Source organism: Bradyrhizobium sp. CCBAU 53421, assembly GCF_015291625.1.
Lineage (GTDB): Bacteria > Pseudomonadota > Alphaproteobacteria > Rhizobiales > Xanthobacteraceae > Bradyrhizobium.
The window spans coordinates 356,117-373,976 of sequence record NZ_CP030047.1 but is presented as its reverse complement, the minus strand read 5'-3'; the positions used below and the strand labels follow the sequence as shown (position 1 = coordinate 373,976).

13 protein-coding genes are annotated in these 17,860 nt (G+C 67.4%); 10 read left to right on the top strand and 3 right to left on the bottom strand.

The annotated features are described in order from the left end of the window. Window positions 1-91: 91 nt before the first annotated feature. Genes sdhC through XH92_RS01760 form a run of 4 tightly spaced genes read left to right on the top strand, consistent with a single transcriptional unit; the run spans window position 92 to window position 3,525 of the window. A complete protein-coding gene (gene sdhC, locus XH92_RS01775) occupies window positions 92-490 on the top strand; it encodes a succinate dehydrogenase, cytochrome b556 subunit (protein WP_194457700.1) in 399 nt (132 codons plus the stop codon). Window positions 491-504: 14 nt separating this feature from the next. Further along, on the top strand, window positions 505-879 hold the full coding sequence (gene sdhD / locus XH92_RS01770; protein ID WP_194461061.1) for a succinate dehydrogenase, hydrophobic membrane anchor protein: 375 nt from the start codon (window positions 505-507) through the stop codon (window positions 877-879). A 3-nt stretch (window positions 880-882) separates the two neighbouring features. Next, window positions 883-2,721, top strand: a complete 1,839-nt coding sequence (gene sdhA, locus XH92_RS01765; protein ID WP_194457699.1) for a succinate dehydrogenase flavoprotein subunit — start codon at window positions 883-885, stop codon at window positions 2,719-2,721. Window positions 2,722-2,739: 18 nt separating this feature from the next. Continuing rightward, window positions 2,740-3,525 (top strand): succinate dehydrogenase iron-sulfur subunit, encoded by a 786-nt coding sequence (locus XH92_RS01760; protein WP_050402509.1) that lies wholly within the window; start codon window positions 2,740-2,742, stop codon window positions 3,523-3,525. Between the two features lie 28 nt (window positions 3,526-3,553). Here XH92_RS01760 and XH92_RS01755 read toward each other — a convergent pair whose 3' ends face one another. The 3 genes from XH92_RS01755 to XH92_RS01745 form a co-directional block, all read right to left on the bottom strand. Then, entirely contained in the window at window positions 3,554-6,304 is a 2,751-nt protein-coding gene (locus tag XH92_RS01755; protein ID WP_194457698.1) for a bifunctional acetate--CoA ligase family protein/GNAT family N-acetyltransferase, read from the bottom strand. A 105-nt stretch (window positions 6,305-6,409) separates the two neighbouring features. Next, window positions 6,410-8,284, bottom strand: coding sequence for a ferrous iron transporter B (locus XH92_RS01750; RefSeq protein ID WP_194457697.1), 1,875 nt, complete (start codon window positions 8,282-8,284; stop codon window positions 6,410-6,412). Then, a complete protein-coding gene (locus XH92_RS01745; protein ID WP_029081252.1) occupies window positions 8,281-8,568 on the bottom strand; it encodes a FeoA family protein in 288 nt (95 codons plus the stop codon). The genes XH92_RS01750 and XH92_RS01745 overlap by 4 nt, the downstream gene beginning before the upstream one ends. Before the next feature lie 333 nt (window positions 8,569-8,901). Between XH92_RS01745 and XH92_RS01740 the strand changes: the two genes are divergently transcribed. The 6 genes from XH92_RS01740 (at window position 8,902) to XH92_RS01715 (ending at window position 17,643) form a co-directional block, all read left to right on the top strand. Continuing rightward, complete coding sequence (locus XH92_RS01740; RefSeq protein WP_194457696.1) at window positions 8,902-11,052, top strand: hybrid sensor histidine kinase/response regulator; 2,151 nt, start codon at window positions 8,902-8,904, stop codon at window positions 11,050-11,052. A 165-nt stretch (window positions 11,053-11,217) separates the two neighbouring features. Beyond that, a complete protein-coding gene (locus XH92_RS01735; RefSeq protein WP_194457695.1) occupies window positions 11,218-13,269 on the top strand; it encodes an ABC transporter ATP-binding protein/permease in 2,052 nt (683 codons plus the stop codon). A 30-nt stretch (window positions 13,270-13,299) separates the two neighbouring features. After that, the gene (locus XH92_RS01730; RefSeq protein ID WP_194457694.1) at window positions 13,300-14,157 is read left to right on the top strand and encodes an FkbM family methyltransferase; all 858 of its coding nucleotides are present in this window, start codon (window positions 13,300-13,302) and stop codon (window positions 14,155-14,157) included. Between the two features lie 217 nt (window positions 14,158-14,374). After that, window positions 14,375-14,761, top strand: coding sequence for a VOC family protein (locus XH92_RS01725; protein ID WP_194457693.1), 387 nt, complete (start codon window positions 14,375-14,377; stop codon window positions 14,759-14,761). Window positions 14,762-14,875: 114 nt separating this feature from the next. Then, a complete protein-coding gene (locus XH92_RS01720) occupies window positions 14,876-15,109 on the top strand; it encodes a hypothetical protein (protein WP_194457692.1) in 234 nt (77 codons plus the stop codon). A 233-nt stretch (window positions 15,110-15,342) separates the two neighbouring features. Further along, window positions 15,343-17,643 carry an OmpA family protein gene (locus tag XH92_RS01715; protein WP_194457691.1) on the top strand — a complete coding sequence of 767 codons (2,301 nt, stop codon included), beginning with the start codon at window positions 15,343-15,345 and terminating at the stop codon, window positions 17,641-17,643. Window positions 17,644-17,860: the final 217 nt, after the last annotated feature.

Here is a 17,860-nt window from a genome sequence, read left to right as displayed (position 1 = left end):
TTGCGCGGCGGGGTGCGACTCCGTAAATAGAACTCCTCTACCGCGTTCCCCGATGGGCCGGGCGCGGCCCCTCACATCATAAAGCCCGCCGATGACCGCCAGGATCGAACGACCGCTTTCACCCCATATTCAGACCTACCGGTGGACGCTGACGATGGCGCTGTCCATCGTCCACCGTGCCACAGGTTTGGCACTCTATTTCGGCACGCTGCTGCTGGCCTGGTGGCTGATCGCCGCCGCCACAGGCCCGACCGCCTACGCCAACGTCCAGGCCTTCACCGGCAGCGCGATCGGCAAGCTGATCGTGTTCGGCTACACATGGGCGCTGATGCACCATCTGTGCAGCGGCATCCGGCATTTCGTCTGGGACCTCGGCTACGGCTTCAAGGCCAATGAGCGCGAAGCCCTGACCTGGGGCGCGCTGGTCGCCGGCATCGCGCTGACCGTGCTGGTCTGGATCATTGCCTACGCGATTGGAGGTGGGCGATGAGCGGCCCCTCTTCGATGCGCACGCCGCTGGAGCGCGTCCGCGGCCTCGGCTCCGCCCATACCGGCACCGGCGATTTCTGGCGCCAGCGCCTCACCGCAGTCGCGATGACGCTGCTGATCGTTCCCGTCATCGTCGTGGTGATCATGTTGATCGGCCGCAACCATGCCGGCGCGGCACAGATCCTCGGCTCGATCCCGATCGCCATCATCCTGCTGCTCTTCATCGCCGCTAGCACCTGGCACATGAAGATCGGCATGCAGGTCGTGATCGAGGACTACATCCATAACGAGAAGCTGAAGATCGCCAGCGTGATGGCGAACAACTTCTTCTGCGTCGCGGTCGCATTGGCCTCGATCTACGCAATCCTCAAATTGTCGTCGGGAGTTTGACCCATGGCCGGTGAAGGAAACGGCAAGGCCACCAACGGCGGCCCGGCCACGAACGGCAAGGCCTACCCGATCGAGGACCACACCTACGACGTCGTCGTGGTCGGCGCCGGCGGCGCGGGCCTGCGCGCCGTGGTCGGCTGCTCGGAAGCGGGACTGCGCACCGCCTGCATCACCAAGGTGTTCCCGACCCGCTCGCACACCGTTGCGGCGCAGGGCGGCATCTCGGCCTCGCTCGGCAACATGCACCCCGACGACTGGCGCTGGCACATGTACGACACCGTCAAGGGGTCGGACTGGCTCGGCGACCAGGACGCGATCGAATACATGGTGCGCAACGCGCCCGACGCGGTCTACGAGCTCGAGCACTGGGGCGTTCCGTTCTCGCGCACCGAGGACGGCAAGATCTATCAGCGCCCGTTCGGCGGCATGACCCTGGATTTCGGCAAGGGCCAGGCACAGCGCACCTGCGCCGCCGCCGACCGCACCGGCCACGCCATGCTGCATACGATGTATGGCCAGTCGCTGCGCCACGCGGCCGAATTCTTCATCGAGTTCTTCGCCATCGACCTGATCATGGACGACCAGGGCGTCTGCCGCGGCGTGGTCGCGCTCAAGCTCGACGACGGCACGCTGCATCGCTTCCGCGCCCAGACCACGATCCTGGCGACCGGCGGCTACGGCCGCGCCTATGCGTCCTGCACCTCGGCCCACACCTGCACCGGCGACGGCGGCGGCATGGTGCTGCGCGCCGGCCTGCCGCTGCAGGACATGGAGTTCGTCCAGTTCCACCCGACCGGCATCTACGGCTCGGGCTGTCTCGTCACCGAGGGCGCGCGCGGCGAAGGCGGCTATCTCGTCAACTCCGAAGGCGAGCGCTTCATGGAGCGCTACGCGCCCTCGGCCAAGGACCTCGCCTCTCGCGACGTCGTCTCGCGCGCGATGACGATCGAGATCCGCGAAGGCCGCGGCGTCGGCAAGAAGAAGGATCACATCTTCCTGCACCTCGATCACCTCGATCCGAAGGTGCTGCACGAGCGGCTGCCGGGCATCTCCGAATCGGCGAAGATCTTCGCCAATGTCGACGTTACCCGCGAGCCGATCCCGATCGTGCCGACCGTGCACTACAATATGGGCGGCATCGCCACCAACTATCACGCCGAGGTGCTGACCAAGCGCAACGGCGACGACAATTCGGTGGTGCCGGGCCTGATGGCGATCGGCGAAGCCGCCTGCGTCTCGGTGCACGGCGCCAACCGCCTCGGCTCCAACTCGCTGATCGACCTCGTGGTGTTCGGCCGCGCCGCGGCGCTGCGCCTTGCCGACAAGCTGACCGCGAACGCCAAGCAGCCGGAGCTACCGAAGGATTCGGCCGACCGCGCGCTCGGCCGGCTCGATCACTTCCGCCATGCCTCCGGCGGCACGCCGACCGCGAAGCTGCGCGACAGCATGCAGCATGTGATGCAGAACAATTGCGCGGTGTTCCGCACCGGCGACGTGCTGCAGGAAGGCCAGAACCTGATCCACAAGGTCTATGGCGGCGTCAGTGATATCTCGGTCTCGGACCGCTCGCTGGTGTGGAATTCCGACCTGGTCGAGACGCTGGAGTTCGACAATCTGATCGTGCAGGCGGTCGTGACGATGGATTCGGCGGCGAACCGCACCGAGAGCCGCGGCGCGCATGCGCGCGAGGACTTCTCCGCCCGCGACGACAAGAACTGGATGAAGCACACGCTGACCTGGATCGATCCGGCCGGCAAGACCGCGATCGATTATCGTCCGGTCCACGACTACACGATGACCAATGATGTGCAGTACATCCCGCCGAAGGCGCGGGTCTACTGAGAACGAAGGCGAGCAAGCATGGTTGAATTCGCACTTCCGAAGAATTCGAAGATTTCAGGCGGCAAGACCTGGCCGAAGCCGGCCGGCGCCACCGAGACGCGCGAATTCCGGGTGTATCGCTGGAACCCGGACGACGGCAAGAATCCGAGCGTCGACACCTACTATGTCGACACCCATGATTGCGGTCCGATGGTGCTGGACGGCCTGATCTGGATCAAGAACCACATCGATCCGACCCTGACCTTCCGCCGCTCCTGCCGCGAAGGCGTCTGCGGCTCCTGCGCGATGAACATCGACGGCCAGAACACGCTGGCCTGCACCAAGTCGATGCACGACGTCGGCGCCGGCGGCGCGGTGAAGGTCAATCCGTTGCCGCACCAGCCGGTGGTCAAGGACCTCGTCCCCGACCTCACCAATTTCTACGCCCAGTATGCCTCGATCGAGCCGTGGCTGAAGACCACGACGCCGACGCCGCAGAAGGAGTGGAGGCAGAGCCACGAGGACCGCGAGAAGCTCGACGGTCTCTACGAGTGCATCCTGTGCGCCTGCTGCTCGACCTCGTGCCCGAGCTATTGGTGGAACAGCGAGCGCTTCCTCGGCCCCGCCGCGCTGCTGCAGGCAACGCGCTGGGTCACCGATTCCCGCGACGAGGCGACCGGCGAGCGGCTCGACAATCTCGAGGATCCGTTCCGCCTCTACCGCTGCCACACCATCATGAACTGCGCCAAGGCGTGCCCGAAGGGTCTCAATCCCTCCGAAGCGATCGCCGAGCTCAAGTTCAAGATGGTCGAACGCCAGATCTGATCCGATATCGCCGCGGCTGGCGCTGTTGTCAGCGGCCAGCCGCTGAAGGCCGGATCAGGATGTCGGCGCCGACCGCATCGACGGCAGGTCGATCGAGATCGAGCACGACGTCGACGATGCTGTGATCCTCCGGATCCATCGTCGCGGTGAAGCCGAGATCGCGGCACATCCCGATCATCGTGGTGTTCTCGGTCAGCACCTGGCCGGACAGGCGCTTCAAGCCCTCCGACCGCGCATAGTGGATCAGGAGCTGCATCAGCGCCCAGCCAAGCCCTTTGCCCTTCAGATCGGACTGCAGCAGGATCGCGTATTCGGCGTTCTGGTACAGCGAGTCCGAGTGCAGCCGGACCGCTCCCATCATCTCGCCGGTCGCCGGATCGAGCGCGACGAACGCCATCGCGCGCGCATAATCGAGCTGGGTCAGGCGCGCGATGAAGGCATGCGAGAATTCCTTCATCGCGTGGAAGAAGCGCAGCCTGAGGTCTTCGGCGGTGACGCGCTTGAAGAACTCGGCGACCATCGGCTCGTCCTCCGGCCGCATCGGTCGCACCATGACGCGCGAGCCGTCGCGCAGCGCCAGCTCGCCCTCCCATTGCGACGGATAGGGCCTCACCGCGAGCCGGGTCTGACCGGCGAACAGCCGCGCCGGCTTGCGGATCGCCACCCGCGCATCGAGCGCGAGCACGCCGGTCTCGTCCGCCAGCATCGGATTGATATCGAGCCCGGCGACCTCGGGAATGTCGGCGGCCATCTGCGCCAGCTCGACCAAAGTGAGCGGCACCACGTCGGCGGAAACGGCAGGCACATCGCCATAGCCGCCGAGCAGCCGCGAGACACGCGTCCGCCCGACCAGTTCGTGGGCGAGATTCATGTCGAGCGGCGGCAGCGCCAGCGCCTTGTCGTTGATCACCTCGACCGCGGGGCCGCCGCGGCCGAACACGATCACCGGGCCGAAGGTCGGATCGTCGGCGATGCCGAGGATCAATTCGCGCGCCGCGCGCCGCACGATCATCGGCTGGATCGTCACGCCTTGCAGCCTGGCATCCGGCCGCGCGCTGCGTGCCCGCTCCATCACGGTCCTGGCTGCCTCGACGACGCTCTCCCTGGTGCGCAGGTCGAGGATGACGCCGCCGACATCGGCGGCGTGCCTGATGTCGCGCGAGAACACCCTGACCACGATCGCGTGCCCCTCGGCGAGGAACGGCGCTGCCTTCTCGGCGGCGTCCTCGGCGCTGTCGGCGACGACAGTCGTCACGATCGGAATGCGGTAGGCCTCGAACAGGGCGACGATCTCGGCTGGATCGAGCCAGGCGCGCCCCTCCGACAATGCCTTCACGACGACGTGCCGCGCCGCCGCGGTCTCCGGCGTGAATACCGACGCGACACCCGGCGGGGTCGCGGCGAGCGCCGTGGAGGCTTCGCGATAGCGCACCAGATACATGAAGGCGCGGACCGCATCGTCCTCGGTCGGGAAATGCGGAATCCGCGCCGCCTCGAAGATCGCGCCGGTGCGCTCGTCGGCGCCGACCCACGCCGCAAGCACCAGCGCCGCCACCGCGCTCCGCTTCGTCCTGCGCTCGCGCACGCATTGCGCCACCGCCTCGGCAATGCCCTCGGCCGGCGCCACCGCGGTTTCCACATTCGCGACCAGCACCGCGTCGCTGTTCGCATCGTCGAGCAGCGCATTAAGCGCCACGACGTAGCGGGCGGCATCCGCATCGCCCGCGATATCGACGGGATTGGCGCACGACCAGCCCTGCGGCAGCATCTTGTCGAGCCGCTCGATCGTCTCCGTCGTCAGCGTCGCGGGGACGCCGCCGAGCTCGGCCAGCCGATCGGTCGCGAGGATGCCGAGCCCGCCGCCATTGGTCAGGATCGCGAGCCGGTTGCCGCGCGGCACGAAGCCGCGGCCGAGCAGCTCGGCGCAGTCGAACAGCTGGCGAAGGTCGTAGACGCGCAATATGCCGGCGCGGCGGAACGCGGCGTCATAGACCGCGTCGGAGCCGGCCAGCGCGCCGGTGTGGGTCGCGGCTGCCTTTGCGCCTTCTGCCATCCGCCCGGACTTGACGATGATGACCGGCTTCATGCGCGCCGCGGCGCGCGCCGCCGACATGAACTTGCGGGCATCCTTGACCGCTTCGAGGTAGATCAGGATCGCGCTGGTATGATCGTCGAGCGCGAAATAATCCAGCAGATCGGCGACGTCGACATCGAGTTGATCGCCGATCGATGCGATGCCGGAGAAGCCGAGCCGCCGCTCCGCCGCCCACTCGATCATCGCCGAGGCGACCGCGCCGGACTGCGAGATCAGCGCGACATGGCCGTCGGACGGCTGATGCGAGGCGAAGCTCGCATTGAGCTTCGCTCGCGGCACCATGATGCCGAGGCAATTCGGCCCGACCAGGCGCATGCCGTGCCGCCGCGCCGTCTGCTCCACGACCTCCGCGAGCGAACCCGCGCCGTGGCCGAGGCCGGCCGACAGGATCGCCGCACCGGCGACCCCGGCGATGCCAGCCTGCGCGACGATCTCCGGGATCGCGGCCGGCGGCGCGCTGATGACGACGAGGTCCGGAACGAACGGCAGCGACTTCAGGTCGGCAACGGTGGGCTCGCCGTCGACATCCGCATAGTGCCGGTTGACGACGCCCAGCCTGCCGGGAAAGCCGCTCGCCTTGATGTTTCGGAGGAGAGCGGCGCCGAGCGACGACGGCCGCGGGCTGCCGCCGACGATGGCGATGCTTCGAGGCGAAAATAGCCGCTCCAGGCCGTACGTCGACATTGCGCAGTCTCGCAGGGAACCCGCGGACGCGCATGAGCGTCCGCGAATGAACTCTACTTCGTCGTCCGGCCCGTTGCACCCCGTCGCGGCCGCGACGGAATGCGACTAATGCAGCCCCAGCGCCTGCGCCAGATTGAAGGTCAGGAAGCTCGCGGCATAGGCCAGCGCGAGCATGTACAGGAACGTCACCACCATCCACTTCGCGCCGCCGGTCTCGCGGCGGATCACCGCGAGCGTCGAGGCGCATTGCGGGGCGAAGATGTACCAGACCAGCATCGACAGCGCGGTCGGCAGCGTCCATTTCTGCGCCAGCACCTGGCCGATCTGTTCCGCCGCCTCCTTGCCGCCCTCGATCGAATAGACGGTGCCGAGCGCCGCGACCGCGACCTCGCGCGCCGCCATACCCGGGATCAGCGCCACCGCGATCTGCCAGTTGAAGCCGATCGGCCGCAGCAGCGGCTCGAGCGCATGGCCGATCATCGCCGCGAAGCTGTAGTTGATCGCCGGCCCCTCGGCGCCGGTCGGCGCGGTCGGGAACGAGGCCAGGAACCAGATCAGCACCATCATCGAGAGGATCGTGGTGCCGGCGCGATACAGGAACATCTTGGCGCGATTGAGCACGCCGATCGCGATGCTCTTCAGCCGCGGCACCTTGTAGTCGGGCAATTCCAGCATGAACGGCGCCGGCGCATGGTCGCGCCACAGGAAGAACTTTGCGATCGCCGAGACCGTCAACGCGCTGGTGATGCCGGCGGCATAGAGGCCGAACATCACGAGCCCCTGCAGATTGACGAAGCCCCACAGCGTGGTCGCCGGAACGAAGGCCGAGATGATCAGCGTATAGACCGGAATCCGCGCCGAGCAGGTCATCAGCGGCGCGATCAGGATCGTGGTCAGGCGGTCGCGGCGATTGTCGATCACCCGCGTCGCCATGATGCCGGGAATGGCGCAGGCAAAGCTCGACAGCAGCGGAATGAAGGCGCGGCCATGCAGCCCGGCGCCGCCCATGATGCGGTCCATCAGGAATGCGGCGCGCGCCATGTAGCCGAAATCTTCCAGCAGCAGGATGAACAGGAAGATGATGATGATCTGCGGCAGGAACACGATGACGCTGCCGACGCCGGAGATCAGGCCGTTCTGCAGGAAGCTCTGCAACAGGCCCCAGCTTTCGGGCAACAAATCGTGGATCAGCTGCCCGAGCGCGGAGAAGCCGTCCGACAGCAATTCCATCGCCGGCTGCGCCCAGGTGAACACCGCCTGGAACATCACGAACAGGATCACGGCCAGGATCAGGAGACCCCAGACCGGATGCAGCACGACCGAATCGATCCGGTTGGTCAGCGTGTCGGGCTTGGTCGGCAGCGTCACCGCCGCGGCGATGATGCGGTCGGCCTCGCGCTGCGCCGCCTTGAGGTCGGCAATCGTCGGCGTCGTCCACTGGCTGGCCGCCGCCTCGTGCGACCGAGCCAGGAATTCGTCGGTCCGCTTCAAGAGCTCGTCGACGCCGCCCTTGCGGACCGCGACCGAGGTCACGATCGGCAGCCCCAGCTCTTGCGACATGCGATCGAGATCGATCGTCACGCCGCGGCGCTTCGCGATGTCGATCATGTTGAGCACCAGCATCATCGGCCGGCCGACGCGCTTCAGCTCGAGCACCAGCCGCAAGGTCAGCCGCAGATTGGTGGCGTCGGCGACGCAGAGCACGAGATCGGGCACCGCCTCGCCGTCGAAGCGGCCGAGCACGATGTCGCGGGTGATCTCCTCGTCCGGGCTGCGGCCGCGCAGCGAATAGGTGCCGGGCAGGTCGAGCACCGTCACGCTGCGGCCCTCCGGCGTGACGAAGCCGCCGGATTTGCGCTCGACCGTGACGCCGGGATAGTTGGCGACCTTCTGGCGGCTGCCGGTCAGGCTATTGAACAGCGACGTCTTGCCGGTGTTCGGCGCGCCCACCAGCGCCAGGCGTAGCGATGCAGTTGTCATTCGACGATTACAGCCATGGCTTCGCTCCGGCGCAGCGCGATCGTGATGTTGTCGACGCGCACCGCGATCGGATCCCGCCGGATGGTGCCTTCATGCAGGATTTCCACGCGCGCGCCCTCGACAAATCCCATCTCCACCAGGCGCTGCTCGAGCTCCTGCGGAGAGAGCGATGAACCCGTCACGAGCGCATCGAGCCTGATGATCTTGCCGACAAAACCGCGATCCGCATGTCCGAGCCGGATGTCCTGTAGATTATCCTGGGAGGAGTTTGGATCGCCTGTCATGCGGCCTGTTTTTCAGCAGGTAGTCACAGGGTCAAGCATTTGCCCGTGAGAGGTTTTAGAACTCCTAAAAACAGTGCCGGGAAGCGTCATCCGGGTGGTTTTTCCGCTTGACGGCCGGCGCGGCGCTAACGGGGTCGTGATGACGCCGGGCGGCATCCGCCCTGCGTCGCCCCGGACGAGTGCCGGCTCCCAATTGATCGATCCGGGTTGGCCTCCGGTAACCTTGACCGGCGGATGGATGACGAGGCAGCCGCCGCGCCGGGCGCCGATGCGGGGTTTCGCTTCCTCCGGTGCGACGGTTTGCGTTAAGGTCCACAAGGAGCCGGAGCGCCCGTGCCGACCGCACAACGCAATTCGCTGAGACTGTTGCAATGGATGATGGCCGCCTCGCTGGCCCTTCCGCTGGCGCTGTTCCTGTTCGCTTCCTCGATGTCCCGGATCTCGACCAGCGAGGCCGCCGACCAGGAAATCCAGCGCACGCTTGACGTCGCCCATGAGCACGCGCTCAAGGTGTTCGAGACCATCGACCGGAGCCTCGCCGAGGTCACCGAGGTCGTCCGCGGCATGAGCGATGCCGATATCGTCGCGCGCGAGAAGAGCCTGCACGAGCGGCTGCGCCGGGTCGCCGAGGCGCTGCCCCAGGTGAAATCGATCTGGGTGTTCGATGCCAACGGCCATGCCCTCGTCAACAGCCTGGTGCAACCGGCCCCCGACATCGATTTCTCGGATCGGGATTACTTCCGCATCCACGCCGAGCGCGACATCGGCACCTATATCGGCGAGGTGCTGACGCCGCGGGCGCCCTATCAGGGCGCGCGGTTCTTCAGCGTCGGCCGCCGCCGCAACAACGAGGACGGCAGCTTTGGCGGCGTGATCCAGGCCTCCGTGCTTCCGGAGTATTTCGAGAATTTCTACGCCAAGATCGGCCGCGAGCCCGGCAGCTTCCTGACGCTGATCCGAACCGATGGCTCGATACTGGCGCATTTCCCGGTGATCGACCACGACGCCAGGTTCGAGCCGAGCGGGCCGCTTGGGCGGCAGATCGTCGCCAATCCCGAGACCGGCGGCATGACGATCCGTTCCCCGGCCGACGGCATCGAACGGCGCATGCGCTATCAGCGGCTGGCCGAATACCCGATCTATGTCAGCGCGGGGCTCGAAACCTCGGCGATCCAGGCGCGCTGGATCTCGACCATGGCGCAGCACCTGATCTTCGGCATCCCGGCGACCGCGCTGCTGTTTGGCCTGCTCATGCTCGCCTATCAGCGAACCGAACGCCTGGAGGAGGAGGCCGACCGGCGCATCGAAGCCGAGGAGGCGTTGCGGCACGGCCAGCGGTTGGAAGCCCTCGGGCAGCTCACCGGCGGCGTCGCGCACGACTTCAACAATCTGCTCACCGTGATCCGCGCGTCGGTCGACATGCTGCGGCGGCCGGACCTGCCGGAGCCGCGGCGGCAGCGCTACATCGATGCGATCTCCAACACCGTGAACCGTGCCGCCAAGCTGACCAACCAGCTGCTCGCGTTCGCGCGCCGGCAGACCCTGAAGCCCGAGGTATTCGACGCCTGCCTGAACGTCCGCACCCTGAGCGAGATGATCACGACCCTGATCGGCTCGCGGATCGAGATCACGGCGCAGGTGCCGGACGAAACCTGCTTCGTCAACGCCGATGCCGGCCAGTTCGAGACCGCCATCATCAATATGGCGGTGAATGCGCGCGACGCGATGGACGGCGTCGGGCGGCTCACGATCGCGGTCCGCGCCGTGAAGAACCTGCCGTCCGGGGCGAGCACGCAGCCGAGCTCGCACGGCCATGTTGCGGTGTCGGTGACCGACACCGGCGTCGGAATTCCGCAGGAATTGTTCGGCCGCATCTTCGAGCCGTTCTACACCACCAAGGAGGTCGGTCACGGCACGGGCCTTGGCCTGTCGCAGGTGTTCGGCTTCGCCAAGCAATCCGGCGGCGAGGTCACCGTGACCAGCGAAATCGGCAAGGGCTCGACGTTCACGCTGTATCTCCCGCGTGTCGTCGGCGGGCACAACGCGCAATCGCCGCTCACCGAGGATGCGCCGTCGGTCGAGCCGACCAGTGCGTCGGTCCTCATCGTCGAGGACAATGCCGAGGTCGGAAAGTTCGCCGCCGACACGCTAACCCAGATCGGCTGCACCTGCGTGCTGGTGGAGAACGCCACCCACGCGCTGGAGGAGCTGGCCGTCGACCCCGACAGGTTCGACCTTGTGTTCACCGATGTCGTGATGCCCGGCATGAGCGGCATCGAGCTTGCCGAGGAGATCCGCCGGCAGCGGCTCGATCTGCCGATCGTGCTCGCCTCCGGCTACAGCCAGGTGCTGTCGCAGCAGGGCAGCGGCGGCTTCGAGCTGCTGCAGAAGCCGTATTCGGCCGAGCAGCTGGCGCGCGTGCTGCACAAGGCCACGCGCTCGCGCCGGCTGAAGCGGGATCAGGCGCCGGCGGGGGCGAAGTGATTGCGCGCTAGGCCGGGACGACGCTGAGATTGTTGCGCCACGCAAGGATTGGCAGGTTTTGCTGAGTTGCCCGTCGGGCTATTCTGTCGCGCGTCTCTTCCGGAGCACGCGACTAACCGCCGGAAGCTGCACGGAACCGGGTAATTTGCCTGGCGTTATCGTGCCATGGGCAAAGCTGAGGCAAAATCCCAATCGTCGGACAGGCCGTCGTCGGCCAAGACTGCATCGCCGCGGAAAGCGAGCGCAAAGGCGGCCGATCAAGAGCGCAAGGATCCCGCAGCAGGCGAAGCCGACGACAAATCGGAATTCGTCGAGGTGATTGCCGAAGGCGGCGACGATGTCGAACCGCCGCCGCCGGAAATCGTCGAACCCGATCCCGAGCTGTCGACCGAAGAGGCCGAACAGGCGCGCAAGGACTATTTGCTGACGCGGTTCTGGATCAGCGCACGCGGCTATTGGGGCCAAAGCGGCGACCGGCTGGCATGGCTGTTCACGATCGGCCTGCTGCTGCTGATCGTCGCCAATGTCGCCGTCCAGTACGGCATCAATGTCTGGAATCGCGCAATCTTCGATGCGATCGAGAAGCGCGATTCGGCCAGCGTCTTCCACCTGACGGCCGTCTTCTTTCCGCTCGCAATCGGCAGCGTGCTCTTGGGTGTCGCCCAGGTGTTCGGCCGGATGGGCATTCAGCGGCGCTGGCGCGCCTGGCTGACCAACGCCGTCGTCTCGCGCTGGCTGGCGAACGGCCGCTACTACCAGCTCAACCTCGTCGACGGCGATCACAAGAATCCGGAATACCGCATCGCCGAGGATCTGCGGATCGCGACCGATTCTCCGGTCGACTTCATCGCCGGCGTGACGTCGGCACTGCTCTCGGCCGTCACCTTCATCGTCGTGCTCTGGACCATCGGCGGCGCGCTGACGGTGACGCTCGGCGGCTCGTCCATCAGCATCCCGGGCTTCCTGGTCATTGCCGCGATCATCTATGCGGCGGTCGCGTCGGGCTCGATCACGGCGATCGGCCGCAGCTTCGTGCAGATCTCCGAGGACAAGAACCAGGCGGAAGCGGAATTCCGCTACATCCTGACCCGCGTGCGCGAGAATGGCGAAAGCATCGCGCTGCTCGGCGGCGAAACCGAGGAGCGCGACGGCATCGACAAGACGTTCTCGAACGTGTTGCGGCAATGGGCGCGGCTCGCCGGGCAGCACATGCGCACGACGCTGGTGTCGCAGGGATCGAATCTCATTGCGCCGGTGGTCCCCTTGCTGCTGTGCGCGCCAAAATTCCTCGACGGCAGCATGTCGCTCGGCCAGGTGATGCAGGCGGCCTCGGCCTTCACCATCGTGCAGACCGCGTTCGGCTGGCTGGTCGACAACTATCCGCGGCTCGCCGACTGGAACGCCTGCGCACGGCGCATCGCCTCGCTGATGATGTCGCTCGACGGGCTTGAACGCGCCGAGACCGGCGACGGCTTCGGCCGCATCGAGCGCGGCGAGACCGAGGGCGATGCCATGCTGAGCCTCAACGACCTTTCCGTCACGCTGGACGACGGCACCGCCGTGGTCGGGGAGACCGAAGTGGTGATCGAACCGGGCGAGCGGCTGTTGGTCGCCGGCGAATCCGGCACCGGCAAGAGCACGCTGGTGCGCGCCATCGCCGGCCTGTGGCCATGGGGCGGCGGCAGTGTCGGCCTGCACGCGGACCGCCGCCTGTTCATGCTGCCGCAAAAGCCCTACGTGCCCTCGGGCACGCTGCGGCGCGCGGTGGCCTATCCCGGCGCGGCGGAGGACTGGAGCGTCGATGAGATCGGCGATGCCTTGCACAAGGTCGGCCTCGACCATCTGAAGGACAAGATCGAGGAGGACGCGCCGTGGGACCAGACCCTGTCCGGCGGCGAGAAGCAGCGGCTCGCCTTTGCCCGCCTGCTGCTGCACAGCCCCGACATCGTCGTGCTCGACGAGGCGACCTCCGCGCTCGACGAGAAGAGCCAGGACAAGATGATGGAGACGGTGACGACGGAACTGCCGAAAGCGACCATCGTCAGCGTCGCCCATCGCGTCGAGCTCGAAGCGTTCCATAGCCGCAAGATCGTGCTGGAGCGCCGCAAGGGCGGCGCCAAACTGGTCAGCGACGTCGATCTGATCCCGCGCAAGGGCAAGCGGCGGCTGCTCGGACGCTTCCTGCGGCAACGGCAGGCATCGGGCAAGGCGGCATAACGGGCGTTGGCGCTGCCGGCAAAACCGGCTATGCATGCCGCGCTTTTGACGAGGCCATGCGTGATCCCCAGCAACGACATATCGCCGGCGCCGTTCGGCGCCCTGGCGCCCAATGCGGCGCAGGCCGCCATCATCCGGCTTGCGCATGCTAGCGGATTGAAGCGCGGCGCGTTCCGGCCCTGGCTGTCGCGGCTGGTCAATCTGTTCGGTTCGGGACCACTTGATGTGACCTATCAGGGCGCATCGTTCCGCTTCTATCATCAGCAAAGCGCGACCGAGCGCGGCGCGCTGTTCAATCCCGATTACAACCTTGAAGAACTCACGTTCCTGCGGGCGCATGTCGGCGCGGGTGGCACTTTCGTCGATCTCGGCGCCAATGTCGGCACCTATGCGCTGGCGCTGGCGCGCGATGTCGGGCCCGGTGGCAAGGTGATCGCGATCGAGCCGCATCCGGTGACGCATGCGCGGCTCAAATTCAACACCGAGGCCTCCGGCTTTCCGCAGGTGCGCCTAGTTGCGGCGGCCGCTGGCCCGACCGATGGCGAACTGATGATCGAGACCGACGGCGACAATCTCGGCGCCAGCCACATCGTCACCGGCACGCCCACCGGCAAGGCGTACAAGGTGCCCTCTCTGCGGCTGCAGCGCATTCTCGAGGAGGCCGGTGCGAGCAAGGTCGATGCGCTGAAGATCGACGTCGAGGGATTCGAGGACCGCGTGCTCACCGGCTTCTTCCGCGACGCGCCGGAACGCTTGTGGCCCCGCGCGGTCGTGATCGAGCATCTGTCAAAGGACGAATGGACCGACGACTGCATTGCGGACATGCACACGCGTGGTTACGTCGATCAGGGTCGGACGCGGAGCAACACGCTGCTTGTGCGCGGTTGAGATGGCGCGCGGCTGAAATCGGCCGCGCCAGTCAACGCCTGTCTTCTCCTTCCCCCTGAAAGGGGCAAGGTCGGGATGGGGTCAGCCGCAGGCAACGCTGTCTGCGGAGAGCGCAGATCCCCACCCGCTTTGCTCTGACCAGCAAAGCGACCTCCCCGTTTCAAGGGGAGGTGAAGCGAGATCGAGATAAACTGCATCACAACAAGGGAGCCTCGCGATGCTCGACCATATCGGCTTTTCGGTATCCGACTATGAACGCGCGAAGGCGTTCTACCAGACGGCGCTGGCGCCGCTCGGCTATGGCCTGATCATGGAGGTGCCCGCTGAAGTCACCGGGCACGCGCCTGCGGCGGGCTTCGGCGCCGACGGCAAGCCGGATTTCTGGATCGGCGGCGAGGGCGCGATGAACAAGCCGGTGCATATCGCGGTAGTGGCCAAGGACCGCGCCACCGTCGACGCTTTCTACAAGGCTGCGATGGCAGCCGGCGGCCGCGACAACGGCGCGCCCGGCATTCGCGCGCATTATCATCCGAATTATTACGGCGCGTTCGTGCTCGATCCCGACGGCCACAACATCGAGGCGGTCTGCCACACGCCCGGATAACGGGAACGGCGCGGCGCGCGATTCGTTGTCGCTTCGAACTTCGATGGAGCGATCGATGCGCGCGACGCGACCTGACATCGGCGGACCTGACACCGGCAACAGGATCTCGATCTGATGCCGATCGAACCGCCCGAGATTCCGCCGACCACGCCAGGCAACCCGAGCGAGCCGCCGCCGGGAATTCCGCCCGGCAATCCGCAGCCGGAGGTGCCGCCGCCGGTGCGCGAACCCGGTGAGCCGCCGCGACCGGACGAATTGCCCGGCAAGACTCCTGACGAATCACCGGTGCGCGGACCGCCCGGACCATCCGGCCCGCCGCCTGCGACAGATCGCCCCGCAGCGCAGTGATTCACGCGCGCGCCTTAGTTCCGCATCGATTGCGACTGTGTCGAAGCGTTTCTTCTGAATGTCCAGTGAACAAACGCACATGCAACCCGTTATAATGTCGAAATAAACTTCGCCGATGATTCGGCACTCGCCACAATCCGGCCTAACCGCTGGCAATTCATCGTGCTGCCGAATTGTTCGGCTCTCACTTCCTTTCCTTCCCGCCCAGACTTTCCGCCGGGGACTCCAAGACCATGACAAAGCTTCGTCTCGTGCTGCTTGCCACGACTGCGCTGACGGTGATGCAGTTCGCCACCTCAGCATCGCACGCACAAACTTCGCCGCTGGTCGTCGCTCAGGCGCAGCCAAAGGAAGAGCTCGGACCTGACGGAAAGCCGAAGCCGCGGCCCGCGCCGGGCGCTCCCGCGCATCCGGCACCGCCCGCCGCCGCACCGCATCCGCAAGCGCCGCCTCCGGCAGCCGCGCCGCCTGCGCACCCGGCTCCGCCGCCGGCAGCTGCACCTGCGAAGCCGACCCCGCCACCGGCTCCGGCGCGGCCCGAGCCGCCCACAGCTGCGCCCGCAAAGCCGACGCCGCCCCCGGCAGCCGCACCGCATCCGGCGCCGCCCCCGGCTCCCGCCCGGCCCGAACCGCCCGCCGCGCGTCCGGCACCGCCTCCACCGGCAGCCGCGCCCGCACGGCCCGAACCGCCGGCCGCGAAGCCGGCGCCAGCACCTGCACGGCCGGAGCCGCCTGCAGCGGCACCCGCGAAGCCTGCGACGCCACCGCCGCCGGCAGCTGCGCCCGCACATCCGACGCCGACCCCGCCGCCACCTGCCGCAGCACCGCAGCGCCCGGGCACACCGCCGCCCGGCGCGGGTCCCGCGCACACGCCGCCGACGCCCGCCCCGGGTGCCGCAGCGCCGGGCGCCGCAGCTCCCGCAGCACGCCCCGGCACGCCGCCCGCCGCCGCAACGCCAACACCCGCAGCGCCGGGAGCTGCAACGCCAGCTCCGGGAGCTCCGACAACGGCGCCGGCCGAACGCCGGCCTGGCGATCGCCCGGGTGGCGAGCGTCCCGCTGGCGAACGCCCTGGCGGCGCCAAGCAACCGCCGGGCACACCGCCCGCGCCTCCGCCCGGCGCGACGTCGCCGCCAGCGCCTTCGACAACGACGCCTCCCGCCGCCGGACAGCCGCCGGCACGGCCCGGGACACCCGGCACACCGCCCGCCGCGACCACGCCTCCGGGCGCGACGCCGACGCCGCCCGCACCGGGTCAGCAGGGACGTCCAGCCACACCGCCCGGCACGCCTCCGGCCCCGGGCGCGGCAATGGGCGCTCCCGGCGCTGCTCCTGCTGCAACTCCGGCTCCGGGTCAGGCAGCACGCCCGGGCGCAGCGCCCGGCGTAACGCCGGCCCAGGGAGCTGCCATGGGCGCGCCCGCGGCACCGACGGTCGTCCCCGGCTCGGCGGCTGCAACGCCTCCGCCCGGCAAGGCGCAATACGCCCCGCCGACGGTTGCACCGGCATTCCGGGCCGCGCCTGCGGTCGCAGCGCCGCTGCCGCCGCCGCCACGGCATGACAACATTACGCCGCTTGCGATCGGCGCCGCGGTCGGTGCGGGCGTGGTGGCTGGCGCAATCATCGGCGGGAGCATCGCCGACCTGCGCGGCCAGCGGCAGGAAGTGGTCGAAGGCGGCCGCACGATCTACACCGAGCCGGACCGCGTCATCATCCGCGACCCGGGCGGCCAGGCCTATGTGCGCGGCGACGACGTCTATCGTTTCCGCTATGGCGCGCGCGACATCCGCACCGAAACGATCGGCGGCGAAACCCGCACCGTGGTGGTTCGTCCCGACGGCAGCGAGATCATCACCGTGGTCGGTGCCGACGGCCAGATGCTGCGCCGGATCCGCAGGGACCCGGGCGGGCGCGAGCTCGTCATCATCGACAACAGCTATCGCGATCCGCGCGCGGTCGGCGGCTTCTATGTCGACGTACCGCCGCCGGTCGTCAACATTCCCTATGATCGCTACATCGTCGACGCTGAGGACGCGTCGCCCGACGTGATCTACGAGACCATGGAGGCACCGCCGGTGCAGCGGATCGATCGGCGCTACTCGCTCGAAGAGATCCGCTACAGTCCCAATGTTCGCATGCAGATGCCGAGCATCGACCTCAACACGATCAACTTCGACTCCGGATCGTGGACCATCCCGCCGGATCAGGCGGCGAGGCTGCAGGTGATCGCCGACGGTCTCAACCGGGCCATCCAGCGCAATCCGCGCGAGGTGTTCCTGATCGAAGGCCACACCGATGCGACCGGCAACGACACTGACAATCTGTCGCTGTCCGACCGCCGTGCGCAGTCCGCCGCGGAGTTGCTGACGCAGCAGTTCGGTGTGCCGGCGGAAAACCTGACCTCGCAGGGTTATGGCTCGCAATACCTGAAGGAGCAGACCGACGGACCGAGCCGCATCAACCGGCGCGTCACCGTCCGCCGCATCACCCCGCTGCTCAACGGCGGCTCCGCCTCCGCCGCCCCGCCGCGCTGAGCCGGCGCGACATCACGATCCGAAATGGCCGGGAGCGATCCCGGCCATTTTTGTTTTCTTCTCCTTCCCCCTAAAAGGGGGAAGGCTGGGATGGGGTCGGCCACGGGCGACGCTGTGCGTGAAGAGAGCAGATCCCCACCCGCTTTGCTCTGACGAGCAAAGCGACCTCCCCTTTTCAAGGGGAGGTTGGAGCTGCGTAGCGAGGATGGAGCCTGTC